Origin of the sequence: Pseudomonas sp. SJZ077 (genome assembly GCF_007993905.1) — a bacterium.
Lineage (GTDB): Bacteria > Pseudomonadota > Gammaproteobacteria > Pseudomonadales > Pseudomonadaceae > Aquipseudomonas > Aquipseudomonas mandelii.
This window is the reverse complement of sequence record NZ_VIUJ01000002.1, coordinates 231,873-249,250: the sequence shown is the minus strand read 5'-3', so window position 1 is coordinate 249,250 and position 17,378 is coordinate 231,873. Positions and strand designations below refer to the sequence as shown.

The following is a 17,378-nucleotide window of genomic DNA, read 5'->3' as shown; positions in this document are numbered from 1 at the left end:
TCAGCCCGCTGTGCGTTTTCAGTTTCGCCCATTTTTTGGCTGCTATTTATTACAGGCCCAGGTTCATGCCCGAATACGTTAATTGGCTTCGTCACGCTTCGCCTTACATCAACGCTCACCGCGATTGCACCTTCGTCGTCATGCTGCCCGGCGACGGCGTTGAGCATCCGAATTTCGGCAACATCGTCCACGACCTGGTGCTGCTGCATAGCCTCGGCGTGCGCCTGGTGCTGGTTCACGGTTCCCGTCCGCAAATCGAAACCCGCCTCGCCGCACGCGGCCTGACCCCGCATTACCACCACGGGATGCGCATCACCGATGCCGCGACCCTGGAGTGTGTGATCGATGCGGTCGGCCAGTTGCGCATCGCCATCGAAGCGCGGCTGTCGATGGACATGGCCTCGTCGCCGATGCAGGGCTCGCGCCTGCGGGTGGCCAGCGGCAACCTGGTGACGGCACGGCCGATCGGCGTGCTGGAAGGCGTCGACTATCACCACACCGGCGAAGTGCGCCGGGTTGACCGCAAGGGCATCAATCGCCTGCTGGACGAGCGCTCCATCGTGCTGCTGTCGCCATTGGGCTACTCGCCGACCGGGGAGATTTTCAACCTCGCCTGCGAAGACGTTGCCACGCGCGCGGCCATCGACCTGGGTGCAGACAAACTGCTGCTGTTTGGTGCTGACCTTGGCTTGATCGATGAAAACGGTCGGCTGGTGCGTGAGCTGCGTCCGCAACAAGTCCCGGCGCATTTGCAGCGTCTGGGCAGCAACTATCAGGCGGAACTGCTGGATGCCGCGGCTGAAGCGTGCCGGGGCGGCGTTGCCCGCAGCCATATCGTCAGCTATGCCGAAGACGGTGCGCTGCTGACCGAGCTGTTCACCCGCGACGGTGGCGGCACGCTGGTAGCCCAGGAGCAATTCGAGATCGTGCGCGAAGCGGCCATCGAAGATGTCGGTGGTTTGCTGGACCTGATCAGCCCGCTGGAAGAGCAAGGGATTCTGGTGCGTCGTTCCCGCGAGGTGCTGGAGCGCGAGATTGAGCAGTTCAGCGTGGTTGAGCGCGAAGGCATGATCATCGCTTGTGCGGCGTTGTATCAGATTGCCGATTCGGACGCTGGCGAGTTGGCGTGTCTGGCGGTCAACCCGGAATACCGCCACGGCGGTCGCGGTGATGAGCTGTTGGAGCGCATCGAGACCCGCGCCCGGGCCCAGGGCTTGAAAACCCTGTTCGTGCTGACGACCCGGACCGCTCACTGGTTCCGCGAACGCGGGTTCGTGCCGAGCAGCGTCGAACGCCTGCCGTCGGCGCGAGCGTCGCTGTACAACTATCAGCGTAATTCGAAGATCTTCGAAAAATCCCTGTAACTGCGGGCTTTTGTGGCGAGGGAGCTTGCTCCCGCCGGAGGCCGAAGGACTCCCAAACCCGGCAACTCGGTCTATCAGACATAACGCGTTTACCGGGTTTGGGGGCGCTCCGCAGCCCAGCGGGAGCAAGCTCCCTCGCCACAGGGTTTGTGTTACTCCTGCACGAACTTCGCGCTGACATACGCCGAATAATCCGGCAGCACCGTCTCGACCCTTCCCTTGCTCCTTCAAGAACTTCGCCGTCTCGCCAATGGCCTTGGCCGTGCCGCCGTCCAGCAGCGCCACGCTTGCAGGCGGCAGCGATTTCCGCCGGTTGCCGTTCACCACTTTGACCTTCGAGGCATCCAGGCCCTGAAACGGCGCCAGTCGATTTTCCACCCATGGTCTTTTCGTAAACACCGTCCGCTTGGGGGGCTTTGCTGGGGTCGATACCGGTTTGATAACCGACCGTGAGGTTCGCCGTTTGAACGCTGAGTGAAAAATAATAGCGATACACAAACTGTAACAATTGGTCTGGATAGTGCGCGTTTGGTCGTCATGGCGTGGCCTTTCGGGAGGGGATTGTTTCCGAATGGCGTCAAAGCTGATCGATCTAAAAAACCGCTAAAAAATACCTTTTAGGAATTAATTTTCGAGCCAGCCGCTCTGGCCCGGGACGAGGAATGGAGCGGAGCTTCATTCCTAAAAGGTATTAAAAAGAACAGACCAATTCTTTTTGGGTTTGTGACGAACGCACGACCCTGCAAGGACCAAAAAAAACGGGGATTAGACCATGGTCGTAGACACACATAGTTACGATTGACTTGTGAGTCACGGTCTGGCGCTAATCGCGCATCTTAGGATCCCGGGCATTCGACTCAGGGCCAGGAATACAAGAATTAGAAACGAGAGGAGCTAAAACAATGAACAAGTCCACCTTGGCCTTGGCCGTGGCCGTAGGGGTTTTGGCGCAGCAGGCAGGCGCCGCGGGTTTTATCGAAGACAGCAAGGCATCCGTCAGTTCCCGCACCATGTATTACAACGCGGACACCCGCGAAGGGACTGCGAACGATCAAAGAGAGACCGCTGAAGGTCTCAAGTTCGATTACCAGTCTGGTTTCACTCAGGGTGTTGTTGGATTCGGTATCGATGCCCAGGCGGTCGTTGGCATTCATTTGGACGGTGGCCGTGGTCACCACCCGGATAACAACTCCTTCTTCCCAAGCGATTCCGACGGTTCGGCGTCGGACCCATGGAGTCGCGCAGCCGCCAACGTCAAGGCGCGTTTCTCGAAGACCGAGGCTCACCTGGGCGGCGCTCTGCAACCGAACATGCCGATTCTGGTCGCGAACGACAGTCGTCTGCTGCCACAGAGCTTTGAAGGTGGCACCATCACCTCGAAGGAAATCGACAACTTCACCTTTAACGTCGGCCAGTTTGAGCACGCAGCGGGTCGCGCCTCGTCGAACACCACCGGCCTGGCCGTGGCAGGCGGTACCGAGGAAAGCAACAAGTTCCGGTATGCCGGTGCGGACTGGAAGGTCACCAAAGACCTCACCCTGCAGTACTACTACGCGAACCTGGAAGACTACTACAAGCAGAACTTCCTCGGTCTGGTGCACGTCTACACGATCGCACCCAACCAGTCGTTCAAGACAGACCTGCGCTATTTCGACAGCAGCTCCGACGGCAAGAACGGCGATGCGGGCTATCGGTTCAATAACAACGGTGGTTTCGCCAAGAACCCGGGCGAGGTCGATAACAAGACCTGGAGCGCCATGTTCACCTACACCCTGGGTGCCAACGCCTTCCTGCTCGGCCATCAGCGTGTCAGCGATGACGGTGGCTTCGTTTACCTGAACCAGGGCAACGTGGTCGACAGCAACGGTCGCAACGAAGGCGCGGGAGGAACGAGCTTCTACCTGTTCACCGACGCCATGGTTAACGGCTTCGTCCGTGCTGGTGAGAACACCACTTTCGGTCAGTACACCTACGACTTCGCTTCTCTGGGTGTTCCTGGCCTGAAAGCCTCGGCCGCCTACCTGCGTGGCGATAACATCAAGGCTACCAACGGCGTGGGTAAAGACCAGACCGAGTGGGAACGCGACCTGCGTGTGGATTACGTGATCCAGACAGGCGCGCTTAAAGGCTTCGGCACGACGTTGCGTCACGGTACCTACCGCGGCGATACCAACATCTCTGCGCAAGACCAGACCCGTCTGATCTTCAACTACACCTACAGCTTCCTGTAACACCCACCAGAAATAGCCTCGCCTCAGGGCGGGGCTTTTTTTCGCGTTTTATTTGATATTCCAAATAGACCTTAAATAGTAATTTATTATTCTTTTTGGGTTTTTATCCGGGCGCCTAAAGTGGCAAGCCAAGGAGCCGATACCCTGTGTTCGGCGCGCATAGCTATATTCCGAAATGGCATTAAAAATAATGAAATAAATGTTTTTCGGTTTTACCATGCGCCCCCCAAAAAATCACAGCGGGTAGGCCGCGACCGTAGATGCGCGTTGTCACGATGACATGCGGTCTGGCGCTAACCGCGCTTTTCAGGATTCAGGGCATCCGACCCAGGGCCAGAAGCATAAAAAATTAGAAACGATAGGAGCGAAACAAATGAACAAGTCCACCTTGGCCCTGGCCGTGGCCGTAGGGGTTTTGGCGCAGCAGGCAAGCGCCGCCGGTTTCATCGAAGACAGCAAGGCCACTCTGGGTCTGCGTAACTTCTACATCAACACCGATAACCGTGATGGTTCGGGCGCGAACAAAAACGAAGAGTGGGGCCAAGGCTTCGACCTGCGTTTCATCTCCGGTTACACCCAAGGCACTGTCGGCTTCGGTATCGATGCGATCGGCCTGTTGGGCGTGCGTCTGGATTCGGGCGGTGGTACCAACGGTGCCAGCAATAACTCGTACGGCGGCACGGTATTCCCAAGCGAGTCCAACGGCGAAGCAGTTGATAACTTCTCCAGCCTGGGCCTGACTGCAAAAGCCAAGATCTCCCAGACCGAACTGAAGCTGGGCACGTTGCAGCCAAAGAACCCGGTTATCGTGACCAACGACGGTCGTCTGCTGCCACAAACCTGGCAGGGTGGTCAGATCACTTCCGGCGAGATCAAGGACCTGACGCTGGTTGGCGGTCAGATCGAAGCCGTGAAGGGACGTAACTCCAGCAACAATGAGCAGCTGAGCATCGGCGGCGCCAACGCTCGTACCGCCAGCGGCCGCGACAGCAACAAGTTCATCTATGCCGGTGGTGATTACAAAATCACCAAAGACCTGACTGCCCAGTACTACTACGGCAATCTGGAAGACTTCTACAAGCAGCACTTCCTGGGTCTGGTACACAACTGGGCTATCGGCCCTGGCGTGTTGAAGTCTGACTTGCGCTACTTCAACAGCTCGGATGACGGCGCAAACGGTCACGACCCGCTGTACTACAGCTCCGGCAACTACAGCAGCACCTCCAATGGCAAAGGCAAGGTCGACAACAATCTGTACAGCGGCTTGTTCCTGTACACCGTTGCCGGTCACACCTTCGGTGGTGGCTATCAGGTCAGCAACGGCAGCAGCGACTTCCCTTGGCTGAACCAGGGCGACGGTTCGTCGAACTACACCATCACCGACATGCAAATCCAGAAGTTCGGCCGTGCCGGCGAGCGCACCTGGCAAGCTCGCTACTCGTTTGACTTCGCCAAAGTCGGCGTGCCTGGCTTGACCGCTGGTATGGTTTATCTGCGTGGCGACGATATCGACACCAATCGCACCTCTACTGCTGCAGCCGGTAATAACAGCACCGAGTGGGAACGCGACCTGACTGTCGGTTACGTCGTACCGGAAGGCCCGTTGAAGAACGTTGGCTTGATGTGGAAAAACGCCACCTGGCGCACCAACATCCCGGGCGTTCGCTCCCAGGACGAAAACCGTCTGATCGTCAGCTACTCGATCCCGCTGTTGTAACAGCGCTCGCGTAACCGCTGAAAAAAAAGCCCCGCCCGGCATCTCGCCGGGCGGGGCTTTTGCGTTTTCAAGGCGGGGTCACCCCCGTAATCCCGCCGTGAAAACTCCCTCTTTGCAGCAACTCAAGGCCTTCTCGAACCTTGTCGGCGATGTTCGTCCTGATGTTCGTGGAGGTCCAGTGAATAGATATTTAATATTCATTTATGATCTAAATTCATCGATATTTATTCTTTTTAATCCATGAGGAACACAGGCAGAGTTGAGCCCGACAAGCACTCACCAGGAGCAGCACCATGAGCCTCAGACTGGGCGATATCGCCCCCGACTTCGAACAGGATTCCAGCGCCGGCACCCTCCGTTTCCACGAATGGCTGGGCGATAGCTGGGGCGTGCTGTTTTCCCATCCAGCGGACTTCACGCCGGTGTGCACCACCGAACTGGGCTTCACTGCCAAGCTCAAGGATGAGTTTTCCAATCGCGGCGTCAAAGCCATCGCCCTGTCCGTGGACCCGGTGGACTCGCATCACAAGTGGATCGAGGACATCAATGAAACCCAGAACACGGTCGTCAATTTCCCGATCCTGGCCGACGCGGACCGCAAGGTCTCCGACCTCTATGATCTGATCCACCCGAACGCCAATGACACCCTGACCGTGCGCTCGCTATTCGTGATCGACCCGAACAAAAAGATTCGGCTGACCATCACCTACCCGGCGAGTACCGGGCGCAATTTTCACGAGATCCTGCGGGTGATCGACTCGCTGCAACTTACCGACAACTACAAGGTGGCCACCCCGGCCAACTGGCAGGACGGTGATGAAGTGGTGATCGTGCCGTCGCTCAAGGACGAAGACGAAATCAAGAAGCGCTTTCCCAAGGGTTACCGCGCGGTAAAGCCGTACCTGCGTCTGACGCCGCAGCCCAACAGGTAAGCCATCAGCATTTTCGGTGTGGCTGGTATCGCCATCACGAGCAGGTAGAACGCTATCCACTGTGGGAGCGAGCCTGCTCGCGATGACGGAATTGCAGGCACCGCAGAAAGATTGAACCGTATCCATAAAGCAGGGGATTTCAGGCCGTTTCGACGGCCTTTTTTTCGCCCGCAGGAAGTGTCTTTTTATATATCCAATGTGTATAACCAAATGAATAAATATGATTTATAGATATAACAATCACCTGTTAAGGTCATCTCCATGACAGCGAGATCGCAAACCGCGAATCGCCAACACCGTGCAAGGAATCATTTGAATGCTGGTCGTCTCACTCGGTGGCAGTCCCAGCCAACGTTCCCGCTCCGGGGTGCTGCTGGAGCGCTCCCAACGCTGGTTGCAGGAGCAGGGTGTGGAAGTGGTGAGTTACCAGGTGCGGGACTTCCCGGCCGAAGACTTGCTTCATGCACGCTTCGACAGCCCTAAGGTGATCGACCTGCTGCAACAGATTGAAAATGCCGATGGCCTGTTGATCGCCACTCCGGTCTACAAGGCGTCGTTCTCCGGTGCACTGAAAACCGTGCTGGATTTGCTGCCCGAGCGCGCGTTGGACCACAAAGTGGTTTTGCCCATGGCGACCGGCGGCAGTATCGCCCACATGCTGGCGGTGGATTACGCGCTCAAGCCGGTGCTGTCGGCGTTGAAAGCCCAGGAAATGCTCCATGGGGTTTTCGCGGTAGACAGCCAGATCGCTTACGGCGAAGGCAGCGCCCAGGCGCAGTTGGCGCCAGAGCTGGAACAACGACTGAAGGAATCGCTGGAGTTGTTTTTCAGCGCCATGGCCCGACGGCCCAAGCCGATCGATCCGAAGCTGTTGAATGAACGTTTGTTGAGTGCTCGCTGGAGCATTTAAGTCAGCACTAAAGCCACACCTGAAATTGATGTACTGGCCTTACTCGCCCGCTAACGGGCAAGCAGGTGCAGCCAAAACCCAACTGCAAAAAGGAGAGCGCCATGCGCACTGTCATTTTGCGTCGTGGTCTGGTCGCTCTGTTTGCAGCGGCTGTCACCTTCGGCGCCATTACTCAAGCTCAAGCCGAGACGTTGCGAATCGGTTATCAAAAGTACGGCACCCTGGTGCTGCTCAAAGCCAAAGGCACGTTGGAAAAACGCCTCGCCGCCCAAGGCGTGGACGTGCAATGGACTGAATTCCCCGGCGGCCCGCAATTGCTTGAAGGCCTGAACGTCGGCTCGATCGACTTCGGCGTCACCGGCGAAACCCCACCAGTCTTTGCTCAAGCCGCCGGCGCCGATCTGCTCTACGTCGCCTACGAACCGCCAGCGCCACACAGCGAAGCGATCCTGGTGCCGAAGGATTCACCGATCAAATCGGTGCAGGACCTCAAGGGCAAGAAAGTCGTCCTGAACAAAGGCTCCAACGTCCACTACTTGCTGGTCCGCGCACTGGAAGACGCCGGCCTCAAATACACCGACATCCAGACCGTATTCCTGCCGCCGGCCGATGCCCGCGCTGCGTTCGAGCGTGGCAGCGTCGATGCGTGGGTGATCTGGGACCCGTACCAGGCTGCCGCCGAACAGCAACTGCAAGCGCGCACCCTGCGCGATGGCCAGGGCATCGTCGACAACCACCAGTTCTATCTGGCGACCAGGCCTTACGCACAGAAAAACCCTGAGGTGATCAAGACCCTCGTGGAAGAAGTGCGCGCCGTCGGCGAGTGGTCCAAGGCCAATCCAGTCGAGGTGACCCAACAGGTTTCGCCACTGCTCGGCTTGCCGGCGGACATCACCCTGACCTCGATGAAACGTCAGGGTTACGGCGCGTTGTTCCTCACGCCTGAAGTGGTCGCCGCCCAACAGAAAATCGCCGACAGCTTCTACCAGCTCAAGCTGATCCCGAAACCGTTGAGCATCAAAGACGTGATCTGGACGCCACCGGCAGCCGTTGCCAAAACGCAGTAATTCGATTCCCCAAGGAGACCACTCCATGAGCCTCAATATTTTCTGGTTCCTGCCTACCCACGGCGATGGCCATTACCTTGGCACCGCCGAAGGCGCCCGCGCCGTCGACCACGGTTACCTGCAACAAATCGCCCAGGCGGCGGATCGCCTGGGCTTCGGCGGGGTGTTGATTCCCACCGGTCGCTCCTGCGAAGACTCGTGGCTGGTGGCGGCGTCGCTGATTCCAGTGACTCAGCGTTTGAAATTCCTTGTCGCGCTGCGCCCCGGGATCATTTCCCCGACGGTGGCCGCGCGTCAGGCGGCGACCCTGGATCGCCTGTCCGGCGGCCGTGCGTTGTTCAACCTGGTCACCGGCGGTGATCCGGAAGAATTGGCCGGCGACGGTTTGTTCCTGACTCACGAAGAGCGCTATCAAGCCTCGGTGGAATTCACCCGCATCTGGCGTCGCGTACTGGAAGGCGAAACCGTTGATTACGACGGTCAGCACATCAGCGTGAAAGGCGCCAAGTTGCTCTATCCACCGATCCAGCAACCGCGTCCGCCGCTGTACTTCGGCGGTTCGTCGGAAGCGGCGCAAGACCTCGCGGCCGAGCAGGTGGAAATGGTCCTGACCTGGGGCGAGCCACCGGCCGCCGTCGCCGAGAAGATTGAACAAGTGCGAGCCAAAGCCGCGAAGCTGGGTCGCACCGTGCGTTTCGGCATTCGCTTGCACGTGATCGTCCGAGAAACCAATGCCGAAGCCTGGCAAGCGGCGGATCGGCTGATCTCCCATCTCGACGATGAAACCATCGCCCGAGCCCAGGCTTCTCTGGCCCGGTTCGATTCGGTCGGCCAGCAACGCATGGCCGCGCTGCATGGCGGCAGCCGCGACAACCTGGAAGTCAGCCCCAACCTGTGGGCCGGTGTCGGCCTGGTACGTGGCGGCGCCGGTACGGCGTTGGTGGGCGATGGTCCGACCGTGGCTGCCCGCGTGAAGGAATACGCGGACCTGGGCATCGATACCTTTATCTTCTCCGGTTATCCACATCTGGAAGAGTCGTACCGGGTTGCGGAATTGCTGTTCCCGCACCTCGACATCGAACGTCCGGAGCTGCCCCAAGGCGCCAATTACGTCAGCCCGTTCGGTGAGATGGTCGCCAACGACATTCTTCCCAAAGCCGCGTCCCAGAGCTGAGGCGCGCATGAAGAGACTTATCCACAACCTCGCACCCTGGGCGTTGCCGGTGTTGCTGCTCGCGGTGTGGCAGTTGTCAGTGTCGGCGGGCTGGTTGTCGACGCGGATTCTGCCAGCGCCGATCGCGGTCATCGAGGCCGGCGTGAGCCTGGTGCGCAGCGGCGAAATCTGGACGCACCTGGCGATCAGCGGCTGGCGTGCTGCGCTGGGCTTCACCATTGGCGGCGGCATCGGCCTGGCCTTGGGTTTCATCACCGGTCTGTCGAAGTGGGGCGAACGCCTGCTCGACAGTTCGGTGCAGATGATCCGCAACGTGCCGCACTTGGCGCTGATTCCGTTGGTGATTCTGTGGTTCGGCATCGACGAGTCGGCGAAGATTTTCCTGGTGGCGTTGGGCACGTTGTTCCCGATTTACCTCAACACCTATCACGGTATCCGCAACGTCGATCCGGCGTTGGTGGAAATGTCGCGTAGTTATGGCTTGTCCGGTTTCAGCCTGTTTCGCCAGGTGATTCTGCCGGGGGCGCTGCCTTCGATTCTGGTGGGTGTGCGCTTCGCGCTGGGCTTCATGTGGTTGACGCTGATCGTCGCGGAAACCATTTCCGCGAGCGCCGGCATTGGCTACCTGGCGATGAATGCCCGGGAGTTTTTGCAGACCGACGTGGTGGTGCTGGCGATTCTTCTGTACGCCGTGCTCGGCAAACTCGCCGACCTCGCGGCCCGCGGGCTTGAGCGCGTGTGGTTGCGCTGGCACCCAGCCTATCAAGTTGTTAAAGGAGGTGCGGCATGACGGCTCAACAACCTCCACGGTTGCAGCGCGGAATCCCGCTGGTGGTGCGTAAGCTGCAAAAGGCCTTTGGTTCTCGGCAGGTTTTGCGTGAGATTGACCTGCACATTCCGGCCGGTCAGTTCGTTGCCGTGGTGGGTCGTAGCGGTTGTGGCAAAAGTACCTTGCTACGGTTGCTCGCCGGTCTCGACAAACCCACCGGGGGTGAATTGCTCGCCGGCTCCGCGCCGCTGAACGATGCCCGGGAAGACACCCGATTGATGTTCCAGGAAGCGCGTCTGCTGCCGTGGAAAAAGGTTATCGACAACGTCGGCCTCGGGCTCAAGGGCAACTGGCGGCCACAAGCACTGGAAGCCTTGGAATCGGTCGGCCTGGCGGATCGCGCCAATGAATGGCCCGCCGCATTGTCCGGTGGCCAGAAACAACGGGTGGCCCTGGCCCGCGCGCTGATCCATCAACCGCGCTTGCTGTTGCTCGACGAACCCCTGGGTGCGCTGGACGCCCTGACCCGAATTGAAATGCAGCAGTTGATCGAACGGCTCTGGCAGACGCACGGCTTCACCGTGTTGCTGGTAACCCACGACGTCAGCGAAGCCGTGGCGATTGCCGATCGGGTGATCCTGATCGAAGAGGGCGAAGTCGGCCTCGACCTGCCCGTTGAATTGCCCCGCCCACGCGTGCGCGGCTCCCATCGGCTGGCGGCGCTGGAAACCGAAGTGCTCAATCGCGTGCTGGCGCTGCCCGGCCAACCGCCGGAACCGGAACCTGTTTCACCCTTGCCCACGCAATTGCGCTGGGCGCAATAGACGCAGCGGCGAGTTGCAAGCTTCAAGCTGCAAGAAGAAGCAGGGCGCTTTTACTTGCCACTTGTAGCTTGCCACCTGCAGCTCATTTCGACCTCAGGAGAAATCGTATGACTATCAAAGCCATCAACGTTCGCAACCAGTTCAAAGGCTCGATCAAGGAAATCGTATTGGGCGACGTGCTGTCGGAAATCGACGTACAGACCGCTTCCGGCATCGTCACTTCGGTGATCACCACGCGTTCAGTGAAGGAGCTGGAACTGGTGGTCGGCAGTGAAGTGATCGCGTTTGTGAAATCCACCGAGGTGTCGATCGCCAAGTTGTAAGGGCGTGCCGTGCGGACAACCCCGGAGGGTGTGAACCCTTCGGGGTTTTTTATGTGTTTGAATCAGTGAGTTTCGCGGTGCGGCCTTCGCGAGCAGGCTCGCTCCCACAGGGAGTTGTGCAGTACACAGACGCTATACCCGCTGAAGATCCAATGTGGGAGCGAGCCTGCTCGCGAAGAAGCCATCGCAGGCACCGCAGAAATCAGGCGTAAATAGGGCGCTTCGGCAGGTACGGCGGCAGATAAAGCCCCAGGTACGCATCAAACACCCGCATCCCTTCCTCTGCCATGCGCGGCGTGATCTGCCCATGCTGCTGCACTGAACGGGCGTAGACGCGGTCGCCGAGCTCCATCGCCAGGGCAAACACATCAACATCGGTCGGCAATCTCGGCAACTCGAAGTGATGATCGAACAGCTTGTGCATCAGGTCGCCGAGTTCGATGTCGTGCTGACGGTCGGCCTGGGTGACTTCGGTGAGTCCGTGCTGGGCGAGGATCAGTTGCCGGGCGGCAGCGTCTTCGTCGTAGATGTCGAGCATGCGCTGCTCGACGATTCGCGACAGGTCGCGCCAGCCGTTGAGGGCTTCGTGGTCGATGGGCGCTTGCAGGCAGGCGCGGAAGGCGGCGTGGACGTCAGCCGTCAAGGCTTCAAGCAGCGCCGGGACGCTGGCGAAGAAATGGTAGACGGAGGAGGGCGGGATCTCCGCGCGTTCGGCGACGCTGTAGATCGACAGACTGGCCACGCCTTCGGCTGCCAGCAGCGTGCGGGCGGCATCGAGTATCGAATCGATCCGGGCCTGGCTGCGGGCGCGGGGTTTGCGAACGGTGGCGGTGCGCGTCATTGGAGTCCTCCTGCGGGGCAGCGGGCATTGTACGCAGAGCGGGCACATGTTCCATATCCCCTGTGGCGAGGGAGCTTGCTCCCGTTGGAGGCCGAAGGACTCCCTGTAACAGCGATACGGTTCTGTCAGACACACCTCATTGACTGTTTTGGGGCCGCTTCGCAACCCAGCGGGAGCAAGCTCCCTCGCCACAGGTTTGATGTTGGCCATAAAAAAACGCCGCAGGCTTCAATAGCCGGCGGCGTTGTTTTTACTGTAACCGCTTACACGGTATGCAGGTACCAGTTGTACTCAAGGTCGGAGATGGAGTGTTCAAACTCCTCCAGCTCGCTCTCTTTGCACGCGACGAAGATATCGATGTATTTCGGATCGATGTACTTGGCCATGACTTCGCTGTCGTCCAGCTCGCGCAATGCATCGCGCAGGTTGTTCGGCAGGCTCTGCTCGTTCTGCTCGTAGGAGTTGCCTTCCACGGGGGCGCCCGGCTCGATCTTGTTGGTCAGGCCGTGATGCACGCCTGCCAGGACCGAAGCCATCAACAGATACGGGTTGGCGTCGGCACCGGCCACACGGTGTTCGATGCGCACGGCATCGGAGGAACCGGTCGGTACGCGGATCGCCACAGTACGGTTGTCCAGGCCCCAGCACGGCGAGTTCGGCACGTAGAACTGTGCGCCGAAACGACGGTAGGAGTTGACGTTCGGGCAGAGGAAAGCCATCTGCGCCGGTAGGGTCTCGAGCACACCGCCGATCGCGTGACGCAGTGCGGCGTTCTGCTCGGGATCCTCGCTGGCAAAAATGTTTTTGCCATCTTTATCAAGAATCGAGATGTGGACGTGCAGACCGTTACCCGCCTGGCCTGGATAAGGCTTGGCCATGAAGGTGGTGTCCATCTCATGGTCGTAGGCGATGTTCTTGATCAGACGCTTGAGCAGGACCGCATAGTCGCAGGCCTTGATCGGGTCAGCCACGTGGTGCAGGTTCACTTCGAACTGCGCCGGAGCACTTTCCTTGACGATCGCGTCGGCAGGGATGCCTTGCTCTTTCGCACCTTCCAGAATGTCCTGGAGGCAGTCGACGTATTCGTCGAGGTCGTCGATCAGGTAAACCTGGGTCGAATGCGGGCGTTTGCCGGAAATCGGCGAGCGCGGAGGTTGTGGACGACCGTTCACGTTCTCCTGGTCGATCAGGTAGAACTCAAGTTCGAAGGCGGCGCAGATGGTCAAACCCATCTCGTCAAACTTGGTAACAACTTGACGCAAGACTTCACGGGGATCCGCGAAGAAAGGTTCACCTTCGAGTTCGTGCATGGTCATTAACAGTTGCGCAGTAGGGCGCTTCTGCCAAGGTTCATTGCACAGGGTGTCGGGGATTGGATAGCAGATTCGGTCAGCATCACCGATGTCCAGGCCCAGGCCGGTGCTTTCCACCGTCGAGCCATTGATATCCAGAGCAAATAGAGAGGCCGGCAGGTTGATGCCTTTCTCGTAAACCTTGTGGAGACTGGTGCGTTCAATGCGCTTGCCGCGCACCACACCATTCATATCCGCAATCAGAAGGTCAACGTACAGAACCTCAGGATGTTCCTTAAGGAACGCGTTCGCTTCGTTAAGCTGAACGGCACGCGGGGGTACCGACATGATGCAACACCTTTGTTGTTAAAAATATCAATCATTGATCTCTTCGGGTTTCAGTCAACCCGAACGGCATGCCGAAGTCAAGCGAGGCCTTTTTTGCCCTAAAAAAGCGCTCGTAGGGCTTTTTTGAGGCAGTTTGGGGCGTTTTTATGCCTTTGAGCGCTTTAGCGCCCGCGAGCTTGAGCGGGCCGTGTTGTATTTTTTACGGGGGTGTTGTGTAAAAAAATGAACAAGGCTAAGCTCGATTCAAACCCATAACAGCAATAATACCGGGGTGCTTCATGTCTCGCCTGCCGTTAATCGGCGTCGCCATCTGCTCAAGGCAGATCGGTCTGTATGCTTATCACATCAGTGGCGATCGTAGCGTCCACGCCAAGGCAAGCGTTGCCCAAGGCGTGCCGTCGACTCTTACTTCCCCGGCGAACCTGCTGGCACCGTCCGATATTCTGGACGGTCTGCACGACATTCTCTTGACTGCCTCTCTATCCAATATAGTTCCGTTTCGTCCTGGCAGCCCGACCAACGCGTCGGCTTCTGCTCATGATTCTGCACGCTCCACTACGCTCTCACTGACCCACGCCATTACCCGTGTGGGTACTTGTGCGCGGCTATTGCAGTGGCAATCTGTATCACGCGACGCCCGTGCGTCAAACAACGCCTGACTTATAAGAGTCAGGAAACTCAGCCTAAGAGGCATTTATGAGTAACAACCTCGACCAGCTCACCGATTGGTTGAAAGACCACAAGATCACAGAAGTCGAATGCATGATCGCCGACTTGACCGGGATCACCCGGGGCAAGATTTCGCCGACCAACAAGTTCATTGCTGAAAAAGGCATGCGCCTGCCCGAGAGCGTTCTGCTGCAGACCGTGACGGGCGACTATGTCGAAGACGACATCTATTACGAACTGCTCGACCCGGCCGACATCGACATGATCTGCCGCCCCGATCAGAATGCGGTGTTCCTGGTGCCTTGGGCCGTCGAGCCCACCGCGCAGGTGATCCATGACACCTATGACAAGCAAGGCAACCCGATTGAGCTGTCGCCTCGTAACGTACTCAAGAAAGTGCTCAAACTCTATTCCGAGAAGGGCTGGCAGCCGATCGTTGCGCCAGAAATGGAGTTTTACCTGACCAAGCGCAGTGACGATCCGGACTACCCGTTGCAACCGCCTATCGGCCGTTCCGGGCGCCCGGAAATCGGTCGTCAGTCGTTCTCCATTGAAGCCGCGAACGAATTCGATCCGCTGTTCGAGGACGTCTACGACTGGTGCGAATTGCAGGAGCTGGACCTCGACACGCTGATCCACGAGGACGGCACGGCGCAGATGGAAATCAATTTCCGTCACGGCGATGCCCTGTCCCTGGCCGACCAGATCCTGGTGTTCAAACGCACCATGCGCGAAGCCGCGCTCAAGCACGACGTGGCGGCCACCTTCATGGCCAAACCCATGACCGGCGAGCCCGGCAGTGCCATGCACTTGCACCAAAGCATCATCGACCTCGAAACCGGCAAGAACGTCTTCTCTAATGAAGACGGGACCATGAGTCAGCTGTTCCTGCACCACATCGGTGGCTTGCAGAAGCTGATCCCCGAGCTGTTGCCGCTGTTCGCACCCAACGTCAATTCGTTCCGCCGCTTCCTGCCGGACACCTCGGCACCGGTGAACGTGGAGTGGGGCGAAGAGAACCGTACCGTGGGCCTGCGGGTTCCGGATGCCGGGCCGCAAAACCGTCGGGTGGAAAACCGCCTGCCGGGCGCCGACGCCAACCCGTACCTGGCGATTGCCGCGAGCCTGCTCTGCGGCTACATCGGCATGGTCGAAGGCTTGAACCCGAGTGCGCCGGTGGTGGGTCGTGGCTATGAACGCCGCAACCTGCGCCTGCCACTGACCATCGAAGACGCGCTGGAACGCATGGAAAACAGCGCGACTATCGAGAAATACCTGGGCAAGAAATTCATCACTGGCTACGTCGCGGTCAAGCGGGCCGAGCATGAAAACTTCAAGCGCGTGATCAGCTCATGGGAGCGGGAATTCCTGCTCTTCGCCGTCTGATACGCCGGGCGCCGTCGTTGTCGGGCGGCGCTTTCACCTGATTTTTTTTTGGAGATTGGTATGACTAGCAACAATCCGCAAACCCGTGAATGGCAAACCCTGAGCAACGATCACCACCTGGCCCCGTTCAGCGACTTCAAGCAGCTGAAAGAGAAAGGCCCGCGGATCATCACCAGCGCCAAAGGCGTTTACCTCTGGGACAGCGAAGGCAACAAGATCCTCGACGGCATGGCCGGCCTGTGGTGCGTTGCGATTGGCTACGGTCGCGATGAACTGGCCGATGCCGCCAGCAAACAGATGCGCGAACTGCCTTATTACAACCTGTTCTTCCAGACGGCCCACCCGCCGGTGCTGGAACTGGCCAAGGCCATCGCCGACATCGCACCGGAAGGCATGAACCACGTGTTCTTCACCGGTTCCGGGTCCGAAGGCAACGACACCATGCTGCGGATGGTCCGCCACTATTGGGCGATCAAGGGCCAGCCGAAGAAGAAAGTCATCATCAGCCGCAAGAATGGCTATCACGGTTCCACCGTGGCCGGCGCGAGCCTGGGCGGCATGACCTACATGCACGAACAAGGCGACTTGCCGATCCCGGGCATCGTCCACATCGCCCAGCCGTACTGGTTCGGCGAAGGAGGCGACATGACACCGGAAGAGTTCGGTGTGTGGGCGGCCAATCAGCTGGAAGAAAAGATTCTGGAACTCGGCGTGGACAATGTCGGCGCCTTTATTGCCGAGCCGATCCAGGGCGCTGGCGGCGTGATCATTCCGCCAGACACCTACTGGCCGCGTATCAAGGAAATCCTCGCCAAGTACGACATCCTGTTCGTGGCGGACGAAGTGATCTGTGGTTTCGGCCGCACCGGTGAGTGGTTCGGTACCGATTTCTACGACCTCAAGCCCGACATGATGACCATCGCCAAGGGCCTGACCTCCGGCTACATTCCGATGGGTGGCCTGATCGTGCGTGACGAAGTGGTCGCCGTGCTCAACGAAGGTGGCGATTTCAACCACGGTTTCACTTATTCCGGACACCCGGTGGCCGCGGCGGTGGCACTGGAAAACATCCGCATCCTGCGCGAAGAAAAAATTATCGAACGCGTTCATGCCGAAACGGCACCCTATTTGCAAAAGCGTCTACGGGAACTGAACGATCACCCGTTGGTGGGGGAAGTGCGTGGGGTCGGTCTGCTGGGGGCAATCGAGCTGGTGCAGGACAAGGCCACTCGCAAGCGTTACGAAGGCAAGGGCGTCGGCATGATCTGCCGCCAGTTCTGCTTCGACAACGGCCTGATCATGCGCGCCGTGGGGGACACCATGATCATTGCTCCGCCGCTGGTGATTACCAAGGCTGAAATCGATGAGCTGGTAACCAAGGCACGCAAGTGCCTGGACCTGACCCTGAGTGCGTTGCAGGGCTAAGTGCTAGGCTCTGGGCGGGAGTCATGAAACTTTCGCTCAGAGCAGTTCTAAGGGAGGCCTTTCCTTGAAAGACCGCCTCGGATCTTGCCAGACTAGCCGCGGTTCC

At 58.8% G+C, this 17,378-nt stretch carries 14 protein-coding genes and 1 pseudogene; 12 read left to right on the top strand and 3 right to left on the bottom strand.

Annotated features, from left to right (window positions below; all coding sequences use genetic code 11):
* Nucleotides 1-65: 65 nt before the first annotated feature.
* The gene (gene argA / locus FBY01_RS04865) at nucleotides 66-1,364 is read left to right on the top strand and encodes an amino-acid N-acetyltransferase (RefSeq protein ID WP_083375508.1); all 1,299 of its coding nucleotides are present in this window, start codon (nucleotides 66-68) and stop codon (nucleotides 1,362-1,364) included.
* A gap of 347 nt (nucleotides 1,365-1,711) precedes the next feature.
* On the opposite strand, the pseudogene tauA reads toward argA, so the two are convergent.
* A pseudogene (gene tauA / locus FBY01_RS32200) lies at nucleotides 1,712-1,903 on the bottom strand (taurine ABC transporter substrate-binding protein); the annotation flags it as partial.
* Nucleotides 1,904-2,266: 363 nt separating this feature from the next.
* On the opposite strand from tauA, the gene FBY01_RS04855 reads away from it, so the two are divergent.
* From FBY01_RS04855 to FBY01_RS04815, 9 genes are all read left to right on the top strand, one after another.
* A complete protein-coding gene (locus FBY01_RS04855) occupies nucleotides 2,267-3,595 on the top strand; it encodes an OprD family porin (RefSeq protein ID WP_010466659.1) in 1,329 nt (442 codons plus the stop codon).
* A gap of 373 nt (nucleotides 3,596-3,968) precedes the next feature.
* Nucleotides 3,969-5,312, top strand: a complete 1,344-nt coding sequence (locus FBY01_RS04850) for an OprD family porin (protein ID WP_010466661.1) — start codon at nucleotides 3,969-3,971, stop codon at nucleotides 5,310-5,312.
* 293 nt (nucleotides 5,313-5,605) lie between these two features.
* Nucleotides 5,606-6,244 (top strand): peroxiredoxin, encoded by a 639-nt coding sequence (locus FBY01_RS04845; protein ID WP_145306640.1) that lies wholly within the window; start codon nucleotides 5,606-5,608, stop codon nucleotides 6,242-6,244.
* Between the two features lie 316 nt (nucleotides 6,245-6,560).
* On the top strand, nucleotides 6,561-7,154 hold the full coding sequence (gene ssuE / locus FBY01_RS04840) for an NADPH-dependent FMN reductase (protein WP_010466665.1): 594 nt from the start codon (nucleotides 6,561-6,563) through the stop codon (nucleotides 7,152-7,154).
* A gap of 101 nt (nucleotides 7,155-7,255) precedes the next feature.
* Nucleotides 7,256-8,221 carry a sulfonate ABC transporter substrate-binding protein gene (locus tag FBY01_RS04835; RefSeq protein WP_145306642.1) on the top strand — a complete coding sequence of 322 codons (966 nt, stop codon included), beginning with the start codon at nucleotides 7,256-7,258 and terminating at the stop codon, nucleotides 8,219-8,221.
* Between the two features lie 25 nt (nucleotides 8,222-8,246).
* A complete protein-coding gene (ssuD, locus tag FBY01_RS04830; RefSeq protein ID WP_010466669.1) occupies nucleotides 8,247-9,395 on the top strand; it encodes an FMNH2-dependent alkanesulfonate monooxygenase in 1,149 nt (382 codons plus the stop codon).
* Between the two features lie 7 nt (nucleotides 9,396-9,402).
* A complete protein-coding gene (gene ssuC, locus FBY01_RS04825) occupies nucleotides 9,403-10,185 on the top strand; it encodes an aliphatic sulfonate ABC transporter permease SsuC (protein ID WP_145306644.1) in 783 nt (260 codons plus the stop codon).
* A complete protein-coding gene (gene ssuB, locus FBY01_RS04820; RefSeq protein ID WP_145306645.1) occupies nucleotides 10,182-10,988 on the top strand; it encodes an aliphatic sulfonates ABC transporter ATP-binding protein in 807 nt (268 codons plus the stop codon). Before ssuC ends, ssuB begins: the two co-directional genes overlap by 4 nt.
* 107 nt (nucleotides 10,989-11,095) lie before the next feature.
* Nucleotides 11,096-11,311: a molybdopterin-binding protein gene (locus FBY01_RS04815; RefSeq protein WP_003229256.1), complete on the top strand. Its 216-nt coding sequence runs from the start codon at nucleotides 11,096-11,098 to the stop codon at nucleotides 11,309-11,311.
* 202 nt (nucleotides 11,312-11,513) lie between these two features.
* Here the strand turns inward: FBY01_RS04815 and FBY01_RS04810 are convergent, their stop codons facing one another.
* Nucleotides 11,514-12,152: a TetR/AcrR family transcriptional regulator gene (locus FBY01_RS04810; protein WP_145306647.1), complete on the bottom strand. Its 639-nt coding sequence runs from the start codon at nucleotides 12,150-12,152 to the stop codon at nucleotides 11,514-11,516.
* 263 nt (nucleotides 12,153-12,415) lie between these two features.
* Complete coding sequence (locus tag FBY01_RS04805; RefSeq protein ID WP_010466681.1) at nucleotides 12,416-13,792, bottom strand: glutamine synthetase family protein; 1,377 nt, start codon at nucleotides 13,790-13,792, stop codon at nucleotides 12,416-12,418.
* 696 nt (nucleotides 13,793-14,488) lie between these two features.
* Between FBY01_RS04805 and FBY01_RS04795 the strand changes: the two genes are divergently transcribed.
* A complete protein-coding gene (locus tag FBY01_RS04795) occupies nucleotides 14,489-15,847 on the top strand; it encodes a glutamine synthetase family protein (protein WP_010466683.1) in 1,359 nt (452 codons plus the stop codon).
* A 60-nt stretch (nucleotides 15,848-15,907) separates the two neighbouring features.
* On the top strand, nucleotides 15,908-17,272 hold the full coding sequence (locus FBY01_RS04790) for an aspartate aminotransferase family protein (RefSeq protein WP_010466685.1): 1,365 nt from the start codon (nucleotides 15,908-15,910) through the stop codon (nucleotides 17,270-17,272).
* Nucleotides 17,273-17,378 lie beyond the last annotated feature (106 nt).